This is a genomic window from Streptomyces sp. NPDC048295 (assembly GCF_040652135.1).
Classification (GTDB): Bacteria; Actinomycetota; Actinomycetes; order Streptomycetales; family Streptomycetaceae; genus Streptomyces.
The window spans coordinates 1-22,478 of the sequence record NZ_JBEZLL010000055.1 but is presented as its reverse complement, the minus strand read 5'-3'; the positions used below and the strand labels follow the sequence as shown (position 1 = coordinate 22,478).

The window sequence follows — 22,478 nt, the reverse complement described above, 5'->3', positions numbered from 1 at the left end:
TCGCGGCCGAGATCAAGAAGCAGAACGCCACCAAGGTGCGTGTCTTCGGCTTCACCGACAACCTCGGTTCGTCGGCCCACGGTGACGTGCTGTACCGGATCCGGTACCCGCCCCGCCCCGTTCCCGGCGCCGTCAGACGGGCACGCCGCCCTGGATCACCCTCAGGTCCGCCGCGTTGGCCTCGGTGACCTTCCACAGTTCCCGCTGCCGGCCGTGCACATCGGCGACGGTCGCCGCGTGGTCGTCGAGCAGCCCGGCCGCCCGCTCGGTGAGCCGCGCCCCCAGGTGCCGGTCGTGGACCGAGATGCCCCACTCCGGACGGCCGATGTCGGCGAGGAAGTACGCCATCTTCGGGTGCGAGATCAGGCTGATGATCGGCGTGCCGCAGCCGAACGGGATCATGCCCGCGTGCCCGCGCATCCCGATGACCAGCCTGGTGCGCGCGTAGGTGTCCCGGATCGCGTCGTTGTCGAAGTCGTACATCGGGATCACCGGCAGCGCGATCCCGTGCTCGCGCCGCAGGTCGAAGGCGATCCGCTCGTCGTCCAGCGAGTGGGCGACGCACCGGACCTCGGCCCGCTTGCCGAGCTCGCGCACCGCGGTCGCCATCTCGCCCAGGAAGTGCCCGTAGTCGTGCCCGAAGCGGAGCCCCGAGCGGTCGTAGGCGGCGTTGACCAGCACGGTGTCCTCACGCCGCTCCGGGTCCGTCCAGCCGTCCACCAGCTGCCTGGTGACCGTGGTCGGGCAGGGCTGGAAGCGCACCTTGTCGTGGAGCGAGGCGGGCAGCAGTTCGCGGACCTTCTCGATGGAGCCGTGGTTGCGCAGCCCGAAGAACGAGGCCCGTTCGACGAGCCTTCGCAGGCTGGAGAGGAACCTCTCCCGCCCGTGTCCGTACGCCTGGCCGTCGAAGGCGTTGAAGCCGACCGCGTACACCATGACGGGTACGTCGATCCGGTCGAGCAGTTCGTCCGGGACGTTCCACTGCCAGCCGCTGTTGCCGTTGGGCGCGGTGTCCGGGATGAAGAGGCCGCCACCGCCGATGACCAGGCCGCGGCGTTCGTTGACCCGCTCCAGCGCGGCCTCGTCGAAGAGCCGGTGGGCGTGGACCGAGTGCCAGCGCCGCGGTCCGGTGTCCCGGCCGAAGGCCAGCCGTACGCTCTCCGGCAGCAGCTTGTCACCGGCGTTGCCCTGGCGCTCCATGTAGAAGGCGACATGGGCCAGTTGGCCGGAGGCGGGGCCCTCCACGGGTGCGGTGAGGTCCGTGGTGCGCGTGTGCATCAGCCGGTTGGCGCGGTGCGTGGGGTCGACCGCGAGGCCCTTCAGGGCGTACTCGGCCGCCGCGCCGTCGTCGCCGTGGATCCAGGCGATCTGGGCGAGGCGGGCGAAGGCGGTCGCGGCCCGGTTGGGGGAGGCGGTGGCCAGCAGCAGCCGGGCCCGGGCCTCCTCGTAGCGGGAGACGCTCATCAGGGCGTGGCCGAGCACCTCGTGCGGCCAGGACTCGTCGACGGGGATCCGGACCCGGCCCAGCAGATCGGCCGCCTCCTGGTACTCGCCCGCCGCGATGTGGGCGGCGGCGACCTTGCGGGCGGCCTCCGGGGAGCCGGTGCGCGCCACGTGCGGGGTCCCGTAGTGGACCAGCAGGTCGTGGTGCTTGGCGCCGGGCAGCTCCAGGTACGCGGAGTGGAACTCGGCGTCGGACAGCTCGAATTCGTGCCAGCGGTTCTCCGCCTCACGGTAGCCGGCCTCGCCGCCCTGCCAGGGCTTGTGCCGCCCGGTGAAGTGCAGGATCGCGGTGGAGTCGGGGACCGGGAGGTCACCGGAGAGCCGCCGCTTGACGAAGTTGTAGCGGGCGTCGAGCTGGACGAAGTCGCCGTCGAGCACGGCGTTGAGGATGCCCTGGTCGTGCTTGTCGAGCTCGTACGTGCCGGCCCGGCCGACCTCGTCGAGCCGCGCGCAGAACGCGTCGCTCAGATACTCGCGCTGGATGACCAGCAGCCCGCTGTTGAGCTTGTGCTGCCCGTAGAAGAACTGCGGTACGGCGGCCAGTCCGTCGCGCAGGGTCAGCAGTTCACCGAGATCGTCGAGGACGACCATGTCGGTGTCCAGGGTGATCACGGTGTCGTAGTCGCGGACCCGGAAGACGTCGAGGATGAAGTAGGCCTTGCGGACCAGGTAGTTGTCCTGGTCGCCCTTGGCGTACGAGTCGTAGTGCCCGGCGTCGACCCGGCGGAAGTCGACGCGCGGGTGCAGGGCCCGGATCTGTGCGACGGAGGAGGGGCGCAGCCCGTCGTGCAGGACGAGGAAGTCCTCGCAGACGTCCGGGTTGGACAGGGCCAGGCTGCGCAGCAGGGCGAGGAAGCCGGGCAGGTAGTTCTCGTCGACGAAGCTCGCGAAGGCGACCCGGCGCTTGCCGGTGAGCGGGTTGGCGGGCGCGGGCGAGGCGGGGAGGTCCGTCGCGGAAGGGGGTGTAACGGTCGTCGTCATCGCAGTCGGATCCTCATGTCGGTGACGCTCCGGGCGCGTTCCATGACCCACGCCTTCTCGCTGGTGTACTCGTGCACGGAGGTGATGGGCATCCGCATCGCGCCGGGCAGGCGGTAGGCGCCGCTCTCGTAGAAGTCGAAGCCGATCAGGTCGATCCGGCTGCTGACGTCCAGGTGGTCCAGGAGCCACAGCATGTTGAAGCCGGTGGTGGGGATGGCCGGCCAGACGTCGGCGCCGACGCGCCCGATGTCGCGCAGCGGCCAGCGCAGCGACTCGTCGCCCAGGTACTGCTGGGCGCCGGGGACGAGGCGGTTGCGCAGGGAGTGCTTCCAGTCGCCGGAGACCCCGCCGAAGACCAGCCGGGTGTGGACCTTCTGGTCCCAGTTGAACCCGTGCTTGTGGATGGTGGCGTGGATGTCGGTGCGCCGTCCGGTCGCGGCCGGATCGATCCGGTACGAGTTGAAGCGGACGACCAGGTCGTAGCCGTCGATCTCGGCACCCATCGAACTTCCGCCGACGCGCTGGGAGTTGGCGATGAGGCAGATGGACCTGCCCGCGATCCGGTTGCGGAACTCACCGACCGTGGTCCACTCGACGCCGCCGAAGGTGGGGTCCTCGACCGGGCCGCGCATCCGGCTCCGGCGCTGTTCGGCGTAGAGGCCGGCGATCCCGGTGAGCCGGGCCACGGCGCCGGGGTCCGTGCCGGCCGCCTCCATGGCCAGTCCGAGGTACTGCGAGGTGGCTTCCTGGAGCTCCGTCACCGGGGCTCCGGCGCGTTCCTGGGCGAGCAGGGCGCCGATCAGCCGGGGCTCCGCCCGGTCCCAGTCGCCGCGCGCCTGGAGGGCCAGGCCCTCGGCCCAGGTCTCGGTGACGGGGTGGGCGGCGTACTCGGCGGCGGCGGGGCAGTCGCGCTCCAGGCCGCGCAGCAGCTCGTCCTGGAGCCGCGCGCCCGCCCGCAGCCCGACGACCTTGGCCGCGACGCCGAAGCCGTCGTCCTCGGTGTACGAGAGGTAGCGCTCGTACGCCTCGATGGCCGCCGTCTCCGCGCCCATCGCCTCCAGGGTCCTGGCCCGCAGCCGCCAGCCGGCCCGCGAGCCCTTGCGCTGGGTCAGCACGGTGTCCCCGATGAGCACCGCGAGCTTCAGCTCGTCCTCGTAGCCGCAGTCCAGCGCCTTGTTGCCGACCGCGAGCAGCGGGTCGAGCAGTTCGTCGGCGAGAGCCGCGGCGGAGGCCGCGCCCGCCTTGCCCGGGCGCCGCATCAGCGGGATCGAGGACCCCGCGGCCGGGAGGCCTGCGGGCTGCGTCGCGGCGTGCACGGCCAGCAGGTGACGCAGCGCCTCGCCGAGTGCCGTACGCCGCCGGTCGAGCCCCGCCACCAGTTTGGTGCTGTGCGCGGCGCAGGCCCGCAGACAGACGTCCACGTCGGTCGGGGTGACGGAGGCGAGCGGCGAGGCGGCAGCACCGCCGGGCGGGGCCGCGTCACGCTGCCGTGGCCAACGGGTGCGGGCTTCTCTCATGGCGCTCCAAGCGTCTGTGCCCGTGGGGGGAGGGGGCGTGTGCGGTCGTGCGGTCACCGGGGCGCACCAGGGCTCCGCCCCGTCGGGGGGCGGATGCCCGGCGCGCGTGTTCGGTTCCGCTTCACGCTAAGAAACCTGAGCGGCCACCGGATGAACTCGCCCTTTCGGTACCGGAAACTGCGCACCGACCCCGCAGGTACGGCGCCGGTCAGCGTCCCCCGTACCGCGCCTCGATGCCCGCGACGATCAGCCGCAGCCCGTCCTCGAAGCGTTCGTCGTAGCGGTCGAAGATCTCGGCGCCGGCCGCCGCGGCGAGCGGGTACGCGGACATGCGGGCGGCCCGCTCGTCGACGTCGAGGCCGTCCCGCCGTTCGTCCGGCATCGGCCGGACGCCCTGCTCCTCGGTGACGAAGCCCATCGTGTACGCGTACGCGGTGGTGCCCGCCCGGACGGCCTGCCACAGCTCGAACCCGGCGTCGACCATGGTCCGCAGATGGGCCTCCAGGCCGTCGGCGTGGTCGGTGCCGGTGAACCTGGCGCCGCTGTAGACCTTGGCCCCGTCGCGGTAGCGCAGCAGGGCGGCGCGCAGGGCGCTGTTGTACGCGACGAGCTGGTCCTGCCAGCGCTCCGGGGCCGGCCCCGGCAGGTCCACGGCGAGCATCCGGCGGTACATCACCGTGGCCATCTCGTCGAGGAGTTCCTGCTTGTCCTTGAAGTGCCAGTAGAGCGCGGGCGCCTTGACGTCCAGCTCCCGGGCGATGGCGCGCAGGGTGAGCCCGTCGAGGCCCACCTCGTTCAGCAGCCGCAGCCCGGTGTCGGCGACCCGTGCCCGGTCGATCTTCGTCGTACCCACCTTGACAATTTAACAGCGTTAAGCACACACTCCGAATCATGGAACTTAACAGTGTTAAGGAAATCGAGGTCCTGATCGTCGGCGCCGGGCCGTGCGGCCTGGCCCTCGCCTGCGATCTGGCCCGCCGCGACGTGCGCGCCCTGGTCGTCGAGCAGGCGCCCACGCTCTTCCCCGGCTCGCGCGGCAAGGGCATCCAGCCGCGCACCCGGGAGGTGCTGGACGATCTCGGCGTCGGTGACGCGGTGCGCGAGCACGGCGGCCCGGCCCCGGTGGGGATGGTCTGGCAGGACGGGCGGCGGCAGCAGGAGTACGACATGTTCCGCCGCGCGGCCCCCACGGAGACCGAGCCGTACGGGGAGCCCTGGCTGATGCCGCAGTGGCGCACCCAGGAGATCCTGCTGGCCCGGCTGCGCGAACTGGGCGGCGACGTCGCCTTCTCCACCGCGCTGACCGGCCTCGGCCAGGACGCGGACGGCGTCACCGCCCACCTGGCCACGGGCCCGGTGCGGGCCTCCTTCCTGGTCGCGGCGGACGGCGGGCGCAGCACGGTCCGGCGCGCGCTGGGGATCGCGATGACCGGTGAGGACGTGGACCCGGCGCCGATGCTGGTCGCCGACGTCCGGGTGGCCGAGGATGCGCTGGACCGGCTCAACTGGCATGCGGTGAAGGGGGAGCAGGGCTTCCTCACGCTCTGCCCGCTGCCCGGCACGGCGGACTTCCAGCTGGTCGCCCAGTTCAAGGGCAGCGAGCCCGACACGTCCCTTCAGGGGGTGCGCGCGCTGGTCGCCGCCCGCACGCATCTGGCGGCCCGGGACATCACCGAGGTCCGCTGGTCGTCCGATTTCCGGCCGCGCGCCGCGCTGGCCGACCGGTTCCGCGACGGCCGGGTCTTCCTGGCGGGCGACGCCGCGCACGTGCACTCCCCCGCGGGCGGCCAGGGCCTGAACACCAGCGTGCAGGACGCGTACAACCTGGGCTGGAAGCTCGGCCTGGTCCTGCGGCACGGGGCGCCTGCCGCCCTGCTCGACAGTTACGAGCAGGAGCGCCGCCCGGTCGCCGCCGACATGCTCGGCCTGTCCACCCGGATCCACCGGGGCGAACAGGAACGCGGCGCGGCCGCCCAGCAGCTCGGCCTCGGGTACCGCGAGGGCCCGTTGTCGGTGGGCCGGGCCGGCGCCCTGCGCTCCGGGGACCGCGCCCCGGACGGCCCGACGGCCGGGGGCCGCCGCCTCTTCGACGTCTTCCGGGGCCCGCACTTCACCCTGCTGGCGGCCGGCACGGACGCCGCCCTCCCGGCCTTCGACGGCGACGACACCGGCAACGGCAAGCTGATCCACGTGCACCGCACGGATGCCCACGAGGCGTACGGGAAGGGCCTGTTCCTTATCCGCCCGGACGGCTACATCGGCTGGGCGGGCGAGGACGTCCCGGGCCTGGCGCGCTACCTGGCCCGGTTCGGACTCTCCCCGGTCACGGCTTCCTGAGCCGGAACGTCACACGCTGCTGAGCGAGAGCTTCGCCGCGAAGCCGAGGAAGAGCAGCCCGGCCGCCGAAGTGGCCCCCGCCGACAGCCGCTTGCGGCGGCGGAAGGCGGCGGACAGCCGGGTGCCGCCGAATATCAGCATCGACAGATAGAGGAAGCTGGCGATCTGCAGCAGGGTGCCCAGCACCAGGAACGACAGTGCCGGATAGGCATAGCCCGGATCGACGAACTGCACGAAGAACGAGATCAGGAACAGGATCGCCTTCGGGTTGAAGAGGCTGACCACCAGCGCCCGCCGGTACGGCCGCTCCATCGCCGCCACGGCCGCGGGCCCGGCGTCCTCCTCGGTCAGCTCGGCCATCCGCCGGTGCCGCTCGCGCCACATGGTCACCGCGGCCCGCAGCATGCCGATCGCCAGCCAGGTCAGATAGCCCGCGCCGGCGAACTTGACGACGGCGAAGAGCACCGGCGTCGTCTGCAGCAGCGACGAGGCCCCGAGCGCGGACAGCGTCATCAGGACGGTGTCCCCGGTCCACACGCCGGCCGCCGCCACATACCCGGTCCGCACCCCGCGCCGGGCGGCGACGGAGAGCACGTACAGCGAATTCGGTCCCGGCAGCAGGACGATCAGCACCAGGCCGGCGAGATAGGTCGGAAGATCGGTGACACCCAGCATGGAACGGAGTGTCGCACGCGGGTACGACACTCCGTCCAGGGGGTTTCGGGAAGACGCGGGGTCAGTTCTCGTCGCCGTCGAGGAGGCGGTCGACGGAGAGCTTCATCTCGACGCCGACCACGTCGGGCACGGTGAACGAGGTCCCGCGCTCGTGGTGCGGGCAACCGCCCTCTCAGAACGCGTCCGACGGCACATACCTCCCCCACACCTCGCGCAGCGCGTCGCAGACCTCGCCCACCGTCGCCCGCGCCCTGAGCGCGTCCTTCATCGGGTACAGGACGTTGTCCGTGCCCTCGGCCGCCTTCCGCAGCCGGGCCAGCGCGGTGTCCACCACCTCCTGGTCGCGTCCGGCGCGGAGCCTCGCCAGACGGGCCGCCTGCTCGGCCTCGATCGCGGGGTCGACGCGGAGCGGCTCGTACGGCTCCTCCTCGTCGAGCTGGAAGCGGTTCACGCCGACCACGACGCGTTCCGCGCTGTCGGTCTCCAGGGCGATCCGGTACGCGGAGCGCTCGATCTCGCTCTTCTGGAAGCCGCGCTCGATCGCGCTGACCGCGCCGCCCATGTCCTCGACCTTGGCCATCAGCTCCAGGGCGGCGGCCTCGACGTCGTCGGTCATCTTCTCGACGACGTACGACCCGGCGAACGGGTCGACGGTCGCGGTGACGTCCGTCTCGTACGCCAGGACCTGCTGGGTGCGCAGGGCCAGCCGGGCGGACTTGTCGGTGGGGAGGGCGATCGCCTCGTCGAAGGAGTTGGTGTGCAGCGACTGCGTGCCGCCGAGGACCGCCGCCAGGCCCTGCACGGCGACGCGCACCAGGTTGACCTCGGGCTGCTGGGCGGTGAGCTGGACGCCCGCGGTCTGTGTGTGGAAGCGCAGCATCAGCGACTTGGGGTTCTCGGCGCCGAACTCCTCCCTCATCACCCGGGCCCAGATCCGGCGGGCCGCGCGGAACTTGGCGACCTCTTCGAGGATCGTCGTACGGGCGACGAAGAAGAAGGAGAGCCGGGGCGCGAAGTCGTCGACGTCCATGCCGGCCGCGACGGCGGTACGGACGTACTCGATGCCGTCGGCGAGGGTGAAGGCGATCTCCTGCGCGGGCGAGGCCCCGGCCTCGGCCATGTGGTAACCGGAGATCGAGATGGTGTTCCACTTCGGGATCTCGGCCCGGCAGTACTTGAAGATGTCGGCGATCAGCCGCAGCGAGGGCTCCGGCGGGAAGATGTACGTGCCGCGCGCGATGTACTCCTTGAGCACGTCGTTCTGGATGGTGCCGGTGAGCTCCCGGGCCGGGACCCCCTGCTCCTCGCCGACCAGCTGGTACAGCAGCAGGAGCAGCGCCGCCGGGGCGTTGATCGTCATGGACGTGGAGACCTTGTCCAGCGGGATGCCGTCGAAGAGGACCCGCATGTCGTCGATCGAGTCGATCGCGACGCCGACCTTGCCGACCTCGCCGGACGCGATCGGGGCATCGGAGTCATGGCCCATCTGGGTGGGCAGGTCGAAGGCGACGGACAGCCCGGTCGTCCCGTTGGCGATCAGCTGCTGGTAGCGGGCGTTGGATTCCGTTGCCGTACCGAAACCCGCGTACTGGCGCATCGTCCACGGCCGGCCGGTATACATCGTGGGGTAGACGCCGCGTGTGAAGGGGTAGGCGCCCGGCTCCCCCAGCTTTTCGCCGGGGCTCCAGCCGTCGAGTGCGTCCGGCCCGTAGACCGGTTCGATGGGCAGTCCCGACTCCGACTCGCGCGTCATCTGCTGTGCCTCCCGCTGAAGCTGCTCAGTAAAGCTACTTGCTGGTAACCACGGTTCCCGCGACGGACTGTAGCGGCGGGCGCGAGACCGTTGCAGGGGCAGGGGCTGGGACCTTGCTCACAGCCCTTGCCCACGGCCCCCGTCTCCGCTCCTCCCCATCATGCGCGGGCTTTGGCAACCGGGCAGAGCGGGAATCCGTCCAAGGGGACACCGGACACTCAGGGGGCCGAGATGATGGACAGCACCACCAGGAGCACATCGCGCGCCAGGACACGGGGCCCGGCGCGGACCGGCGGACGGGGCAGGGCGGGGACCGCGGCGGTGCTCACCGTCCTCGCCCTCGCCGCCGCGACGGCCGGCTGCCGGGCACAGGCCACCGACAGCGCGCCGGCCGCGCCGTCGGCACCGCCGAGGGCCACGGCCACCGACGACGACAAGCCCGCGCCCACACCGCCGTCGCCCGCAGCCTCGTCACCCGCCGCCCCGTCGCCGACGGCCACCGCGTCGCCCACGCCGGAGCCCGACCCGCAGGGCAGGACGCTGATGGCGAGCGGATCCGAGGGCGGCCAGGTGCGCGAACTCCAGGCACGACTGCGGCAGATCGGCCACTTCGACCGCAGCCCCACCGGCTACTACGGCACCGTCACGGTCGCCGCGGTCCAGTCCTTCCAGGGCAAGCGCGGCCTCTCCCGTACGGGGAAGACGGACACCCTCACCTGGCAGAAGCTGCTCGGCATGACGCACGAGCCGACGGCCGCCGAGCTGAATCCGCCGACCACGCGGACGGTCGCCAAGCCGGACAAGCGCTGCATGACCGGGCGGGTCCTCTGCATCAGCAAGAACAGCCGGACGCTGTCCTGGATGATCGACGGCCACGTCATGTCGTCGATGGACGTCCGCTTCGGCTCCCAGTACACGCCGACGCGCGAAGGTACCTTCTCGGTCTACTGGAAGTCCCGTCACCACGTGTCGACGATCTACCACACGGCCATGCCGTACGCGATGTTCTTCAGCGGCGGCCAGGCGGTGCACTATTCGGCGGACTTCGCGGCCCGCGGCTACAACGGCGCCTCGCACGGCTGCGTCAATGTCCGGGACGAAGGGAAGATCGCCTCGCTCTTCGCCCAGGTGAAGACCGGGGACAAGGTCGTGGTCTACGGCTAGGGCCTGACCCGAAGCCTGCCCGGGAAGCCTGTCCAGGACAGCATGTCCGGGGGAAAGGAAAGAGGCGCGGACGGGACCGGGGGAACGTGTCCCGCCCGCGCCATGTGCGCTGAGCCGTAGGTACGGGGGGAACCCCGGCTCTGTGCGCTGCCGATGACCAGTCGGCTCACTCAGTACTGCGTCACGGCCTCGAAAAACGTCACACCCGGCGATGGAAGGCCGAAAACAGCCCCTCGCGCACGGCTCCGCTCAGCCCGAGGCCCGGACCGAAGGCGTCAGGGAGACCGGGGTCGAGGGCAGCCGCACGCCGTTGGCGAACCGGACCGACGAGGACGCGCCGGAGCCGCTGTTCGCGTTCGGGGCCCCGTCGCCCTGCTCGTCCTCGCCGCTGTCCTCGCCCTCGCTGTTCTGACCGTTCTGGCCCTTGGCGGATCTCGCGATCACGCGGTCGCAGAACAGGTCCAGGTTGTGGGCACCCTTCGCCAGCGCTTCGAGCTTGCGCCGCTGGTTGTCGTTCAGCTTGCCGTCGCGGTAGTCGCGGCAGGCCTTGAGCGCCTTGGCGTACCACTCGCCGGAGCCGTCGTTCCCGGAGTTCTCGGGCGCCTTGCCGTTCTCGGTCCTGCCCGCGGAGCCGGTCGCGGCGCCACCGGGCCTGCGCTCGCCGCCGCCGCCGTCCTTCTTCGCCCGGCCCGAACCGCCGGGGGCCGGGTCACCGGTCGGGGCGGAGGGGTCCTCGGCAGGCGCGGAGGTGCCCGTCCTCGGGGAGGCGGGCGGCGCCGACTCGGGGGTCTCCTCCTCGGCGATCCCCGAACCGAGCTCCTCGGACGTCGGCGCGGCCGAGACCGAGCTCGCCGGCAGGGGGGCGTCCCCGCCGAACGGCCCGGGAAGCATTCCGGTCCCCGCCGCCACGGCGACCCCACCGAGCGCACAGCCCGCGAGGGAGGCGACCAGGCCGAAGCGGACGGGCCGGCTCCAGCGCGAGGAGCGGATACGGCCGGAGCCCGCGGACGGCACGGAGCCGACGGAGGCGGCCCCGATGCGCACCGGTTCGGGCAGCTCGGCACCGGCCGGCCGGCCCGCCTTCTCCGCACCGCCCCTCACCTGTGCGTTCGCCCTGGTCCTCGTACGCGCCGAGTGGGTGGCGGTGCGGAAGGCGGCCAGCGCCGCGGCCTCGCCGGGCAGTTCGTCGGCGGCCGGGCGGGCGGCCCGCACGGCGGCGTCCAGCGCGGCCACGAGCCTCTCGGCGTCCGTACACGACTGGCCTCCGACGGGATCGACCGGCTCGCCGCGGAGCAATCGCTCCGCCGCGTCCTTGTCAAGCCATTCGTACCGCTCGTCGGCCATCACATGTCCTTCTGCGTCCACGGACGCGAATGCGTCACACCGGCCGGCGCCGCCAGGCCGTTGCGGGCGGGGCGCTGGGCGGGTACCGCGTCGAGTTCCGCCGTCCGGTTCGCCGTGCTCCGGTGCGCGGCGGACGGATCCGCCGGATCGCCCGCGGGGGCGTCGTCGTCGGGGCCGTCGGCATCCGTTCCGCCGGGGCCGGCGTCGGTGCTGCCGGAGTCCGTACGCAACAGCTCGGCCAGCCGTTTCAGGCCTCGGTGCGCCGCGGTGCGTACCGCTCCCGGGCGCTTGCCGAGGGTCTGCGCCGCGCTTTTCGCGTCCAGGCCGACGACCACCCGCAGCACCACGGCCTCGGCCTGGTCCTGCGGCAGCTGCGCGATGAGCGACATCGTGCGGCCGGTGGCCAGGGCCTCCATCGCCTCGCCCGCGGTGTCGGACTCGGCCGGCCGCTCGGACAGTTCGGACTCGTCGCCGCCGATCGCGGGGCGCCTGCCGCGCATCCGCAGATGGTCCAGCGCACGGTTGCGGGCTATGCGCGCCGCCCAGCCGCGGAAGCGGTCGGCGTCGCCGCTGAACCGGTCGAGGTCACGCGCTATCTGCAGCCAGGACTCGGACGCCACGTCCTCGGCGTCCGGCTCCCCCACCAGTGTCCTTATGTAGCCCAGCAGTCGCGGCTGCACAGCGCGGTACACAGTACGGAAGGCGTCCTCGTCCCCGTCCTGTGCCGCGAGCACCGCGGCGGTCAGCTCCGCGTCGTCCCCCAGCACTCCCTCAACCTGCCCTGCTGTCCCGAATCGCAGCTGGTCATCACTGCCGCGCCACCCTGCGCGACTCCGCACGCTACGTCCTCGGCAGGGGTCGCGTCCATGTCTTGTACAACCCGCAACATTCCTCCGACACCTGGCGGTGTGACAGAAAACGCAGCGGCGGCGCTGAGTGGAGTACGGGGTCGTCCTACGGCCCCGCGGAAGACGACCGGGGCCTCTCCTGTGGGGGGTGGCGGCCCCGGTCGTCCTCGTTTCCCGATGTGCGGGACCTCTGCATGACCGACCCGTGACCGACGTGTCCGGGTGTTCACCCCCGGCCGGTGCGGGGCGGTCGCCGGGCGAGCCGCGGAACTCTGCGCCCATCCCGCTTCTCTGCGCCATCCGCTCCCGTGGTGGCGGGCCATGACCACTGTGACGGGACCGGCGGGCCCGGCGAACGGTCGCCTGCCGTGTCCTCGCGGTGGTCCATGACGTAGTACGCCGTACCCGCGAGGGCCAGGGTGAGCGAGCCCGCCGGATCCGGCCGGTCGCCGCTGTCGGGGGCTTGCTGGACAACTACGGGGGCGGCAAGGGCCGCCCCGAGGACGATGACGATGTTGCTGACTGAAATTTCAGCCATCGCGTCCAGTTAAAGCCGGGACCTCGAACTTCGCAAGGGAGCCCGAGGTGACCCCGGGCACACACTCGGCGCATCTTTGACTGAATTTTCAGTTCATGTCAGAGTCGGGGCAGCGATCGGCTCCTTCCGCATCGCATCCGCCGCCCTCGACGCCCGTGGCCGCACCGCCGCCGTCGGGTGTCACAGCCTGCCGACGGACACCTTGTCCCCATCACGATGATCGGAGCTCACCGTGTCTTCCCCCCTCCCCTCCCGTCGTTCGGCTCTGCGCACATTCGCCGGACTCGGCACCGTCGTCCTCGGCGCCTCGGCCTGCGGCCCCGGCGGCGCCCCGGCGGGGGCCGCAAGCACCGCCGGTGACCGGGAGGCGGCTGCAAGGGGGCTGCGCATGGGTGCCGAGTGGGAGAGCCACGCGCGCACCTTCATGTCGTGGCCCGCCCTGGAGTCGGTGTGGGGCACGGACCTCCGCTACGTACGCGAGGACATCGCGCGCGTCGCCCGCGCCATCGCCGAGTACGAGTACGTCGTGATGATGGCCCGGCCCGACCAGCAGGCCGCCGCCCAGAAGGCGTGCGGGCGCGACGTCGAGGTCATCGCGCTGGCCGTCGACGACCTGTGGGCCCGTGACACCGTGCCGGTGTTCGTGGAGGACGACGGAAGGGTCACCGGCGTCGATTTCAATTTCAACGGCTGGGGCGACAAGCAGCAGCACACCAACGACGCCCGTGTGGGGGCCACCCTCCTGGAGAAGTACGGCATCCCCCGCAAGAAGGCGCCCCTGGTCGCCGAGGGCGGGTCCTTCGAGACCGACGGCGAGGGCACGCTCCTCGTCACCGAGAGCTCGATCGTCAACGACAACCGCAACCCCGGGAAGAGCCGGGACCGGATCGAGGCCGAGCTCAAGCAGACCCTGGGCATCGAGAAGGTGATCTGGCTGGCCGGCGTGCGCGGCCAGGACATCACCGACGCGCACGTGGACAGCCTCGTGCGGTTCACCGAACCGGGTGTGGTGCTGCTGGACCGGGCCCACCCCGACACGCCTGCCGACTCCTGGTCGCACGCGTCCGACCAGGCGAAGGCCGTGCTCAGCAAGGCCACCGACGCCAAGGGCAGGCCGTTCGAGATCGTGGATCTGCCACAGCCCGACCTGTACGAGATCACCGGCGAGGGAGACGACTTCGTGTCGACCTACGCCAACTTCTACGTCGCCAACGACTCCGTTTTCATGCCCCGGTTCGGGGACCGAAAGGCCGACAAGCGCGCCCGGAGCATCCTCCAGGAGCACTTCCCCGACCGCGACATCGTGCAGGTCCGGATCGACACCATCGCCTCCGGCGGCGGCGGCATCCACTGCTCCACGCACGACGAGCCCGGCAAGCCGGTCGGCTGAGCCCGGCCCCCGCCGCAGCGGCCGTCGGCACGATGCGACGACTCCCCTTCCGCTGCCGTACCCACCGGAAGCGGTCCGGCCCGTGCCGCGACGGCCACCGTCGCGGCACGGGCCGGACACTGGACGCTGTCAGGCCACCGGTTGCTGCTGGGTGACGCAGTGGATGCCGCCGCCCCCGGTACCGAGACGGTCGATGTCGAGTTGTTCGATGACGCGGTCCGGGTAGAGGCGGGCCAGGGCCGCCTTCGCGGCCTTGTCCGCCTTCGTGTCGCCGAAGTGGGCGGAGATGACGGCGTCGTTGCAGAGGTAGAAGTTGGCGTACGAGGCGAGGAAGTTCTCGTCGGTGGAGCGGATCTTGTTGTAGTCGGGGCCCTGGAGCGTCGTCACCGTCATCGGGTCGCCGGTGGCCGTCCTGGACGTGGACAGGACCTGGTACTGCAGGCGCGCGTCCTTCGCGTACACGTCGTTGTCCGACGCGAGGGGCATCTGGACGAGCGCCTTGCCGGGGGCCAGGAAGCGGGACGTGGCGTCGACGTGGTCGTCGGTGATGTCCTGGCCGCGGACACCGTCGAACCAGATGACCTCGGACGCGCCGTACGCGTCGCACATCGCCGTCCCCAGATCGCGCTCCGACATCCCGGGGTTGCGGTTGCGGTTCACGAGACTGCTGCGGGTGGCCATCAGGGTGCCGTTGCCGTCCTGCTCGATGGCGCCACCCTCGCCGACGAGGCCGGCGTAGGTGAATGGCACGCCCACGTAGGAGGCGATCCGCTCGGCGACGAGGGCGTCCTTGGCGTGGGTCTGCTTGTTGCCCCATCCGTTGAAGCCGAGGCCCACGGCGTCGAGGCCGCCGGAGCCGTCCGTACGGAAGACGGGCCCGGTGTCACGCATCCAGCAGTCGTCGACCGGGATGGAGCCGAGGACGGTGACCGTGGAGCCGCACATCGAGCGGGCCTTGGCGGCACCGGCGGAGTTGGCGCACATGACGACCGGTTCGTACTTCGCGATCGTGCGGGCGATCAGGGCGATGTCGGCCTGGACGCCGCTCAGGTCGCTGCCCCAGATCGCGGTGCGGTCCGGCCAGGCCATCCATGTACGGGTGTGGCGGACGTCCTCGGCCGGGACCCTGAAGGTGCCGGCGGCCCGGGCCCGGCCCTGGGCGCTCGTTGCCATGGCGGCGCCGGCAACGGTCAGCCCGGCCGCCGCGAGGAATCCTCGCCGGTTCAGGCCCCGGCGTGCGTGGCGGCCGGCGATGTGATCGTTCATGGTTGACCTCCGGTGTCAACTGGCTCTCGCAGTCGAATGGTTGGCAGGCATCGCGCAGCCGGCCGAGCCGGCGGCGTGCCTCGGCCGAGGGCGCGCACCCGGCCGGCGGGCAGCTGGATGCGCACGCTCACCACGGGGCGCCCGGGGACGCCCCGTGGGCCGTCAGAGTGCCCGGCGGGCGGCGGCGATCGCCGCGGGGTCCCAGCCGGGGTGCGGCACGGATTCCAGCAGAAGCCGTGTGTAGGGGTGTTGCGGTGCGGCGAGCACCTCGGCCGTGGGGCCCGCCTCCACGATGCGGCCCCGGCGCATGACGATGACATCGTCGGTGACGCACCGGACCACGCCGAGGTCGTGGGTGATGAACAGGTAGCCGATCCGGGTCTCCTCGCGGATGTCGGCGAGCAGGTTGAGGATCTGTGCCTGTACGGAGACGTCGAGCGCGGCGACCGCCTCGTCGAGGACGAGGACGGCCGGTCGCACGGCGAGGGCCCGGGCGATGGCGACGCGCTGGCGCTGCCCGCCGGAGAGCTGCCGGGGCAGCGCGTCGGCGGCGCGGCTTCCCAGGCCGACCTGGTCGAGGAGCTCGCTGACGCGCCGGTCGTGGTCGGTACCGGGGAAGTGCAGGCGCAGGGTTTCGCGCAGGACCCCTTCGACACTGGTCCGGGGATCGAGGGAGAGGTACGGGTCCTGGAAGACCATCTGGACCTCGCGTGCCCGTGCCAGGCGCCCGGCCCGGCCGCGGCTTCGCCCGCCGCGGGCCCGGCCCCGTACGAGGACTCGGCCGGCATCGGCCTGTTCCAGACCGACGACGATCCGGGCGGTGGTGGTCTTGCCGGACCCGGATTCACCGACGATGCCGAGGGAGCCGCCCTCGGGGAGGGTGAAGGACACGTCGTCGACGGCGCGGACGTCTCCGTAGGCACGGTGAAGACCGGCCGCCTCCAGTGCGTGCTCAGGCATCGACGGGGCTCCCTTCGAGACGGTCGGTGTGATGGCAGGCGGCTCGGTGGTTCGGCAGGCCCGGTGCCCGCAGCGGCTCGGGAGTCCGCCGGCCGCAGATTTCCGTGGCCAGGGGGCAGCGGGCGGCGAACGGACAGCCGTGCAGCTCCTGCCGCAGGTCGGGGGGCCGGCCGTCGATGGCGGCAAGCCTCCCCCCAGGGGCTTCGAGGCGCGGGGTGGAGGCGAGCAGTGCTGAGGTGTAGGGGTGTCGGGGCTGCGCGAACAGGGCCTGCGCGGGGCCGCTCTCGGCGATCCGCCCGGCGTACATGACGTAGACGCGGTCGCTGACGGCGGCGGCGAGATCGAGGTCGTGGGTGACGAGGAGCAGCCCGGTGCCGAAGCGTTCACGGAGTTCGGCCAGGAGGGCGATGACCTCGGCCTGGGTGGTCACGTCGAGTGCGGTGGTCGGTTCGTCCGCGAGGAGGAGGGCGGGGTCTCCCATCAACGCGGCCGCGATCATGACGCGTTGCAGCATGCCGCCGGAGACCTGGCCGGGGTATTTGCGCAGGGCGGATCCGTCCAGACCGACCGCCTGGAGGAGTTCGGTGGCCCGGGCGGTGGCGTCGGCCCGGCTCGTGCCCCCGGCCAGGGTCACGCTCTCGACGAGAAAGTCACCGATGCGGCGCAGTGGATTGATGGCCGCACGCGGGTCCTGGAAGATCATGGCCAACGTGCTGGTGCGCAGGGCGCGCAGCTGGTCGGCGTCCATGGTCAGTACATCCCTGCCTCCCACGCGGACGGCGCCCTCGACGGTGGCGCCGGGCGGCAGCAGGTTCAGGGCGCTGCGCGAGGTGAGGGTCTTCCCGGACCCGGACTCGCCGACGAGGGCGACGGTCTCGCCCGCGGCGACGTGGAGGTCGACGCCGTCGAGGACGGGGCGGGCGGTGCCGGGCAGGGTGATCCGCAGCCCTTGGATGTCGAGTGTGTACGTGGATGTGGTCGGGTTCATCGGTCTCTCCTGGCGACGCGGTCGGCCCAGCGTTCTCCCACCACGTTGAAGGCGACGACGGTCAGCACGATGAACGCGCAGGGCAGGATCGCCGACAGCGGGTAGCCGCGCTGGATGGCGGTCTGGCCGTCGAAGACCATGCGGCCCCAGTCCGGGGTGAGCGCGGGGACACCGAGGCCGAGGAAGGACAGGCCGGCGAGGTCCATGAGGGCGTATCCGAAGTTGATGGTGGACTGCGCGAGGACGACGGGGGCGATGTTGGGCAGGACGTGGCGCAGGCAGATCTGGAACGCCGAATGGCCTTGGACCTGGTGGGCGCTGACGTAGGGGCGTTTGCGTTCGGCCAGGACGAGGGAGCGGGTGAGCCGGCTGACGTAGGGCAGGTAGGCGATGGAGAGGGCGGCGACGGGGGCGAGCAGCCCTTCTCCGTAGATGGAGATGATCAGGATCGCCAGCAGCATCCCGGGGAACGCGAAGACCAGCTCGGTGCTGCGCGACAGAACCGAGTCGAGCCAGCCGCCCCGCCAGCCCGCCGCCATACCGACCGCGATGCCGGCGAGCGTGGAGAGGACCACGACCCCGAGCGGTCCCAACAGCGAGGTGCGGGCGCCGAGAAGGAGCCGGGAGAGGGTGTCGCGCCCGGCGGCGTCGACGCCGAGCCAGTGCTCCGGGGAAGGGGCGGCCATCGCGTTGCCGAGGTCGACCGCATTGGGGTCGTAGGGCGCCGTCCACGAGGCGAGGAGCGCGGCAGTGGTGACCAGGGCGACGAGGACGAGGCAGACCAGATACAGCGGGGACCGGGCGGTGCGGATCCTGGAGAGTCCGGGCCGGCGGGTCAGGACGGCGGTCATACCGGGGTACTCCTCGATCCGAGGGTGATCCGCGGGTCGACCAGGGGCAGCAGCAGGTCGACGATCAGGTTCACGGTCATGAAGAGAGCGACGATGATCAGGGAGATGGCCTGGACGGTCGGGAAGTCCTTTGTCGTGGTGGAGAGTTCCAGGAGCTGGCCGACGCCGCCGATGCTGAAGGCGGTCTCCACGAGGATCGTGCAGATCAGGAGGGTGGAGACGATCAGCCCGCCGGTGGTGAGGACGGTTCCCAGGGAGTTGCGGAAGACGTGGCGGCGGATGACCTGGCTTTCGGGTACGCCCCGGCTGCGGGCGACGGTGACGTGCTCGCTGTCCAGGGCTTCGAGCATGGTGGAGCGGGTGACCCGGGCGAGCATGCCGATCAGGTAGAGCGCGAGGGCGATCGCGGGGAGGGTCAGGTGCCAGAGCTTGTCGCCGAAGCCGTCGCCGGCGCCGCTGCTGGGGAACCACCCCAGCTTCACGGCGAACAGGCCCTGGAGCAGTACGGCGGCGACGAAGGACGGGGTGCCGACGGCGAACGTGGTGCCGACCAGGATGGTGGAATCGGTGCCACCGCCGCGCACGGCGGCGGTCCACCCCAGTGCCAGGCCGATCACCGCGACCACGACCAGCGCCATCACGACGAGCAGCAAGGTGGTGGGGAGGCGGTCGGCCAGGAGGCGGGAGACATCGGTACGGTAGGTGATGGACCGCCCGAAGTCTCCCTGCACGATGTCGCCGAGCCAGCACAAGTACCGGACGAAGAACGGGTCGTCCAGGTGGTATCGGGCCTTGATCGCGGCGAGGGCCTCCGGCGAGGCCGAGCGGCCCGAGAGCAGGAAGCCGGCCGGGTTGCCGGGCGCCAGGTACATCGCGCCGTACACCACGAACGACGCACCGAGCAGAGTGGCGGCCATCTCCACCAGCCGGCGTACGGCGAATCTCACGAAGTTCACTTCGCGGCCCCCACATCGGCGGCCCACGGGTAGTACATGTACGAGATGGTGGTGGGGGCGCCGGTGATCCTCTTGTTGAGGAAGACCGAAGTGGGCCACTCGGCGACCGGTATCCACAGCACGTTCTCGTCGGCCCGCTCCTGAAGCTCGGCCTCGATCTCCATCCGCTGTTCCCGCTGGTAGACGGCGGTGGCCCGGTCGACGAGTCTGTCGTACCCCTTGTCGCTGTATCCGGCGAAGTTCAGATAGGCGCCGGTCCTGAAGCTCGCCAGCAGGTCCAGCGGGTCGCTGATGTTGTAGTACGAGGTGTACGGGAACAGGTCGATGCCCTCGCGTGCCTCGGGATCGGTGAACAGAGCCGTGAAGGCGTTCGGAGCGATGGTCCTGAGGCGGATGTCCAGGCCGATCCGAGTGCCGGCCGCCTGGACCGCGGTGGCGAGGAGGGAGACGTCCTGGCCGATGGAACTGGTGGCCACGGTCAGGGTCTTGCCGGTGGCACCGGCCTCCTTGATCAGCCCCTTGGCCTGTTCGATGTCCTGGGTGGTGGGCGGCAGCGCGCCGAGGGCGGCCTTCCGCGTCTGCTCGGAGGCTCCGGCCCAGACGGCCCGGGGGGTGATCGAGCCGGTGCTGGTGCCCACGCCGCCGAGGCCCGCCCTGACGAAGCCGGACCGGTCCATGGCCAGGGACAGTGCGCGGCGTACGCGGACGTCGCCGAGCGGGCCCTTCATGTTGGTGACGTTGACGTTGACCGTGGTCAGGCCCTCGCCGAAGTAGAGGGTGCCCGTGCCGCTGTCGCGCAGGCGGCCGTAGCTCTCGGTGGGGATCAGGTAGCCGCCGTCGGCCTCCCCGCTGAGCATGGCGTTGGTGCGTGCGGACGGGTCGGTCAGGAACCGGAACACGGCTTTCCCGGACTTGGCCCTCGTCCCCCAGTAGCCGTCGAAGCGATCGAGTTCGATCGACTGGCCCTTGCTCCAGGAACCGAGCTCGAACGGCCCGGTGCAGGCGAGGCCACCGGTGGTGCCGTAGTCCTTGCCCGCCGCCTCGACGCCGGCTCTGGAGGCCACCACGCCCGCGGCGGTCGCCATGTACTGCGGGAACTGGGAGTCGGGCTTCTTCAGTCCTACGGTGACCTGCAGCGGTCCGGTCTTCCGTATGGAGGCGACGTTCTGGAAGACCTGGGCCCAGGCTGCGGCGTTCTTCGGGTCCATCTGGCGGCCGAGGCTGTAGACCACGTCGTCGGCCGTCATCTCCTTGCCGTTGTGGAACCGCACACCCGGGCGCAGATCGTAGACCCAGGTGGTGGGGTCGGGATTCGACGCCTTCTTCGCCAGGCCCGGCTCGACGGCGAGCCCTGGTGTCCAGCGCATCAGGCTCTCGCACACGTTGGAAAGGATCATGTTCTGCGGGTAGTCGAACGCCGCCGTGTAGTCGAGGGTCGGCGGTTCCGCGTAGACGGCCCAGGTGAAGGAGTCGATATCGCCGCGGGCCCCGGGGGTGGAGGCGGAGAGCTTGAACCCGGTGCCGGCGACGCCGGAATCCTTGGGCGGGCCGGAGCAGGCCGCGAGGGTGGCGAGGCAGGTCAGGGCGGCCGTCGTCACGGCTGTCCGTCCGCGCCTGCCGCGGGGACGTCTCCTGCCGAGGAGCCGGGGTGCAGTCATCGTCGCGCTCTCTTCCGGGAGGGGTACGGGGGGCCGGCGGACCGCTGAAGCGGCCCGCCGGAGCGGTCCGTACTCGGTTCAGGCGGTGGCGGGCGCGGCGGGGATCTGCTGAGTGATGCAGTGGACCCCACCGCCGCCGAAGGCGATCACGGGCGCCCGTACCCCGACGACCTTGCGACCGGGGTACGCCGAGGCGATGACCGCGAGGGCCGCTTCGTCCTGGGGCACGCCGGCCACCGGGACCACGACGCCGCCGTCGGCCACGTAGTAGTTCAGGTACGACACCTCGACCTCGCCCTCCGCCATGTCGACGAACGCGGTCTGCGGCACGTCGACGATCTCGAACGGCCGGCCCTGGGCGTCGGTGGTGGCCTCCAGCACCGCGCGATTGGCTCGCATCCGGGCGTAGTCGGGATGCGCCGGGTCGTCGGGCAGGGAGACGACGACCTTGCCCGGAGCGGCGAAGGCGCAGACCCCGTCGACGTGGCCGTCGGTCTCCGTGTCCAGCAGGCCGCCGTACGGAAGCCAGACAACCTTCTCGACACCGAGCCGGGACTTCAGTTCCGTCTCGATCTCGTGCCTGTTCAGCCCCGGGTTCCGGTTGGGGTGGAGCAGGCACTGCTCGGTGGTGATCAGCGTGCCCTCGCCGTCGACCGTGATCGCCCCGCCCTCAAGGATCAGGTCGGAGGCGATGCGCTCGATCCCGAGGTGTTCGAGGAGCAGGGCGCCGACCCGGTCGTCGGAGTCGTACGGGTGGTGCTTTCGGCCCCAGGCGTTGAAGCGGAAGTCCACCCCGGCACGGTTCCCGTCGCCGTCGAGCACGAACAGGGGTGCGGAGTCACGGAACCAGGAGTCGTCCTGCGGCAGTTCCACCAGGGTGACCTCGGGGCCGCACCTCGTCCGCGCCTCCTCGCCGTGCCCGGGCGGCGCGACCATGGTCACCGGCTCGAACTGCGCGATCGCGCGGGCGACGTTCGCGTACTCCTCCTTGGCGTCGTCCAGCACGCCGCCCCACAGGTCCTCACGGACGGGCCAGGCCATCAGGCACCCCTCGTGCTCGGACCACTCGGCAGGCATACGGAATGCAGTCATCGCGGATCTCTCTTCGTTTCGCCAGAAGTACCCGTCGGCGGCGGCCGGCTCAGCCCGGCTGCGGCACGGGCGGGTACGCGGTGTGAACAGCATCCTCTCGACTGAAAATTCAGTCAATAGAAAGGACGCACTTCTGAAAATTCAGTCAGCAGTCCGGGGTTACAGGAAGTACAGGCGGCTCAGCGAGACCTGCTGCGCCGGCTCGGAGCGCATCGGATCCCCGTCGAGGGTCACGAGGCCGCTGCGCGGGTCTACGTCCACCTGCCCCAGCCGGGCGTTGTGCAGCATGTCGGCCGGGCCGATACCGCGGGTCCCCTGGACGGCCACACGCCTGCGCCGGGTGCCCAGAGTGTCGTACGGAGAGCCGAAGGAGCCCGATTCGGCGGCGGCACGGCTGACGAAGGCGACGGAGAGATCGGCCGGAGCGGCTCCGTGGGCGCCGAACAGCGGGCCCAGGACCAACGGCTCGCAGGTGTCGGTGGCGGCGTTCGGATCACCCGTGACCCCGTAGGCCGGGAACCCGGCCTTGAGGACCATCTGCGGCTTGGCCCCGAAGAACGGTGGGCGCCAGAGCACGATGTCGGCGAGTTTGCCGGTCTCGATGGAGCCGACCTCGTGGGCGAGGCCGTGGGCGATGGCGGGGTTGATGGTGAGCTT

General features: G+C 71.3%; 19 protein-coding genes and 1 pseudogene. 4 read left to right on the top strand and 16 right to left on the bottom strand.

Translation table 11 applies throughout. The features are described from left to right. Positions 1-104: pseudogene (locus tag AB0D53_RS40845) on the top strand (OmpA family protein); the annotation flags it as partial. A 28-nt stretch (positions 105-132) separates the two neighbouring features. Here AB0D53_RS40845 and AB0D53_RS40840 read toward each other — a convergent pair. The 3 genes from AB0D53_RS40840 to AB0D53_RS40830 form a co-directional block, all read right to left on the bottom strand. After that, positions 133-2,484: a glycosyltransferase gene (locus tag AB0D53_RS40840; protein ID WP_362454480.1), complete on the bottom strand. Its 2,352-nt coding sequence runs from the start codon at positions 2,482-2,484 to the stop codon at positions 133-135. Then, positions 2,481-4,001 carry a hypothetical protein gene (locus AB0D53_RS40835; protein ID WP_362454478.1) on the bottom strand — a complete coding sequence of 507 codons (1,521 nt, stop codon included), beginning with the start codon at positions 3,999-4,001 and terminating at the stop codon, positions 2,481-2,483. The genes AB0D53_RS40840 and AB0D53_RS40835 overlap by 4 nt, the downstream gene beginning before the upstream one ends. 208 nt (positions 4,002-4,209) lie before the next feature. Further along, complete coding sequence (locus AB0D53_RS40830; protein WP_362454476.1) at positions 4,210-4,854, bottom strand: TetR/AcrR family transcriptional regulator C-terminal domain-containing protein; 645 nt, start codon at positions 4,852-4,854, stop codon at positions 4,210-4,212. A 38-nt stretch (positions 4,855-4,892) separates the two neighbouring features. On the opposite strand from AB0D53_RS40830, the gene AB0D53_RS40825 reads away from it, so the two are divergent. Then, positions 4,893-6,338 carry an FAD-dependent monooxygenase gene (locus AB0D53_RS40825; RefSeq protein WP_362454474.1) on the top strand — a complete coding sequence of 482 codons (1,446 nt, stop codon included), beginning with the start codon at positions 4,893-4,895 and terminating at the stop codon, positions 6,336-6,338. 9 nt (positions 6,339-6,347) lie between these two features. Here AB0D53_RS40825 and leuE read toward each other — a convergent pair whose 3' ends face one another. Together leuE and AB0D53_RS40815 are read right to left on the bottom strand one after the other, a co-directional pair. Then, a complete protein-coding gene (gene leuE, locus AB0D53_RS40820) occupies positions 6,348-7,013 on the bottom strand; it encodes a leucine efflux protein LeuE (protein ID WP_362454472.1) in 666 nt (221 codons plus the stop codon). Positions 7,014-7,185: 172 nt separating this feature from the next. Beyond that, entirely contained in the window at positions 7,186-8,766 is a 1,581-nt protein-coding gene (locus AB0D53_RS40815) for a methylmalonyl-CoA mutase family protein (protein WP_362454470.1), read from the bottom strand. Between the two features lie 234 nt (positions 8,767-9,000). On the opposite strand from AB0D53_RS40815, the gene AB0D53_RS40810 reads away from it, so the two are divergent. Continuing rightward, the gene (locus AB0D53_RS40810) at positions 9,001-9,930 is read left to right on the top strand and encodes a L,D-transpeptidase family protein (RefSeq protein ID WP_362454482.1); all 930 of its coding nucleotides are present in this window, start codon (positions 9,001-9,003) and stop codon (positions 9,928-9,930) included. Between the two features lie 249 nt (positions 9,931-10,179). On the opposite strand, the gene AB0D53_RS40805 is transcribed toward AB0D53_RS40810, so the two are convergent. The 3 genes from AB0D53_RS40805 to AB0D53_RS40795 all read right to left on the bottom strand — a co-directional run bounded on the left by AB0D53_RS40805 (position 10,180) and on the right by AB0D53_RS40795 (position 12,660). Then, positions 10,180-11,274 carry a hypothetical protein gene (locus AB0D53_RS40805; RefSeq protein ID WP_362454468.1) on the bottom strand — a complete coding sequence of 365 codons (1,095 nt, stop codon included), beginning with the start codon at positions 11,272-11,274 and terminating at the stop codon, positions 10,180-10,182. After that, positions 11,274-12,041 carry an RNA polymerase sigma factor gene (locus AB0D53_RS40800; protein ID WP_362454466.1) on the bottom strand — a complete coding sequence of 256 codons (768 nt, stop codon included), beginning with the start codon at positions 12,039-12,041 and terminating at the stop codon, positions 11,274-11,276. Before AB0D53_RS40800 ends, AB0D53_RS40805 begins: the two co-directional genes overlap by 1 nt. A gap of 307 nt (positions 12,042-12,348) precedes the next feature. Next, positions 12,349-12,660 (bottom strand): hypothetical protein, encoded by a 312-nt coding sequence (locus tag AB0D53_RS40795; RefSeq protein ID WP_362454464.1) that lies wholly within the window; start codon positions 12,658-12,660, stop codon positions 12,349-12,351. A 232-nt stretch (positions 12,661-12,892) separates the two neighbouring features. On the opposite strand from AB0D53_RS40795, the gene AB0D53_RS40790 reads away from it, so the two are divergent. Continuing rightward, positions 12,893-14,050 (top strand): agmatine deiminase family protein, encoded by a 1,158-nt coding sequence (locus AB0D53_RS40790; RefSeq protein ID WP_362454462.1) that lies wholly within the window; start codon positions 12,893-12,895, stop codon positions 14,048-14,050. Positions 14,051-14,179: 129 nt separating this feature from the next. Here the strand turns inward: AB0D53_RS40790 and AB0D53_RS40785 are convergent, their stop codons facing one another. The 8 genes from AB0D53_RS40785 to AB0D53_RS40750 form a co-directional block, all read right to left on the bottom strand. Next, positions 14,180-15,316 carry an agmatine deiminase family protein gene (locus tag AB0D53_RS40785; protein ID WP_362454460.1) on the bottom strand — a complete coding sequence of 379 codons (1,137 nt, stop codon included), beginning with the start codon at positions 15,314-15,316 and terminating at the stop codon, positions 14,180-14,182. A 162-nt stretch (positions 15,317-15,478) separates the two neighbouring features. Further along, positions 15,479-16,276: an ATP-binding cassette domain-containing protein gene (locus AB0D53_RS40780; RefSeq protein ID WP_362454458.1), complete on the bottom strand. Its 798-nt coding sequence runs from the start codon at positions 16,274-16,276 to the stop codon at positions 15,479-15,481. Next, positions 16,269-17,264, bottom strand: coding sequence for an ABC transporter ATP-binding protein (locus AB0D53_RS40775; protein ID WP_362454456.1), 996 nt, complete (start codon positions 17,262-17,264; stop codon positions 16,269-16,271). The genes AB0D53_RS40780 and AB0D53_RS40775 overlap by 8 nt, the downstream gene beginning before the upstream one ends. Then, positions 17,261-18,115 carry an ABC transporter permease gene (locus tag AB0D53_RS40770; RefSeq protein WP_362454454.1) on the bottom strand — a complete coding sequence of 285 codons (855 nt, stop codon included), beginning with the start codon at positions 18,113-18,115 and terminating at the stop codon, positions 17,261-17,263. The genes AB0D53_RS40775 and AB0D53_RS40770 overlap by 4 nt, the downstream gene beginning before the upstream one ends. Further along, positions 18,112-19,071 (bottom strand): ABC transporter permease, encoded by a 960-nt coding sequence (locus AB0D53_RS40765; protein WP_362454452.1) that lies wholly within the window; start codon positions 19,069-19,071, stop codon positions 18,112-18,114. Before AB0D53_RS40765 ends, AB0D53_RS40770 begins: the two co-directional genes overlap by 4 nt. Beyond that, on the bottom strand, positions 19,068-20,669 hold the full coding sequence (locus AB0D53_RS40760; protein WP_362454450.1) for an ABC transporter substrate-binding protein: 1,602 nt from the start codon (positions 20,667-20,669) through the stop codon (positions 19,068-19,070). Before AB0D53_RS40760 ends, AB0D53_RS40765 begins: the two co-directional genes overlap by 4 nt. 138 nt (positions 20,670-20,807) lie before the next feature. Further along, positions 20,808-21,821, bottom strand: a complete 1,014-nt coding sequence (locus AB0D53_RS40755) for an agmatine deiminase family protein (protein WP_362454448.1) — start codon at positions 21,819-21,821, stop codon at positions 20,808-20,810. 159 nt (positions 21,822-21,980) lie between these two features. Next, on the bottom strand, positions 21,981-22,478 hold a 498-nt coding region (locus tag AB0D53_RS40750), incomplete at its 5' end, for an amidohydrolase family protein (RefSeq protein WP_362454446.1).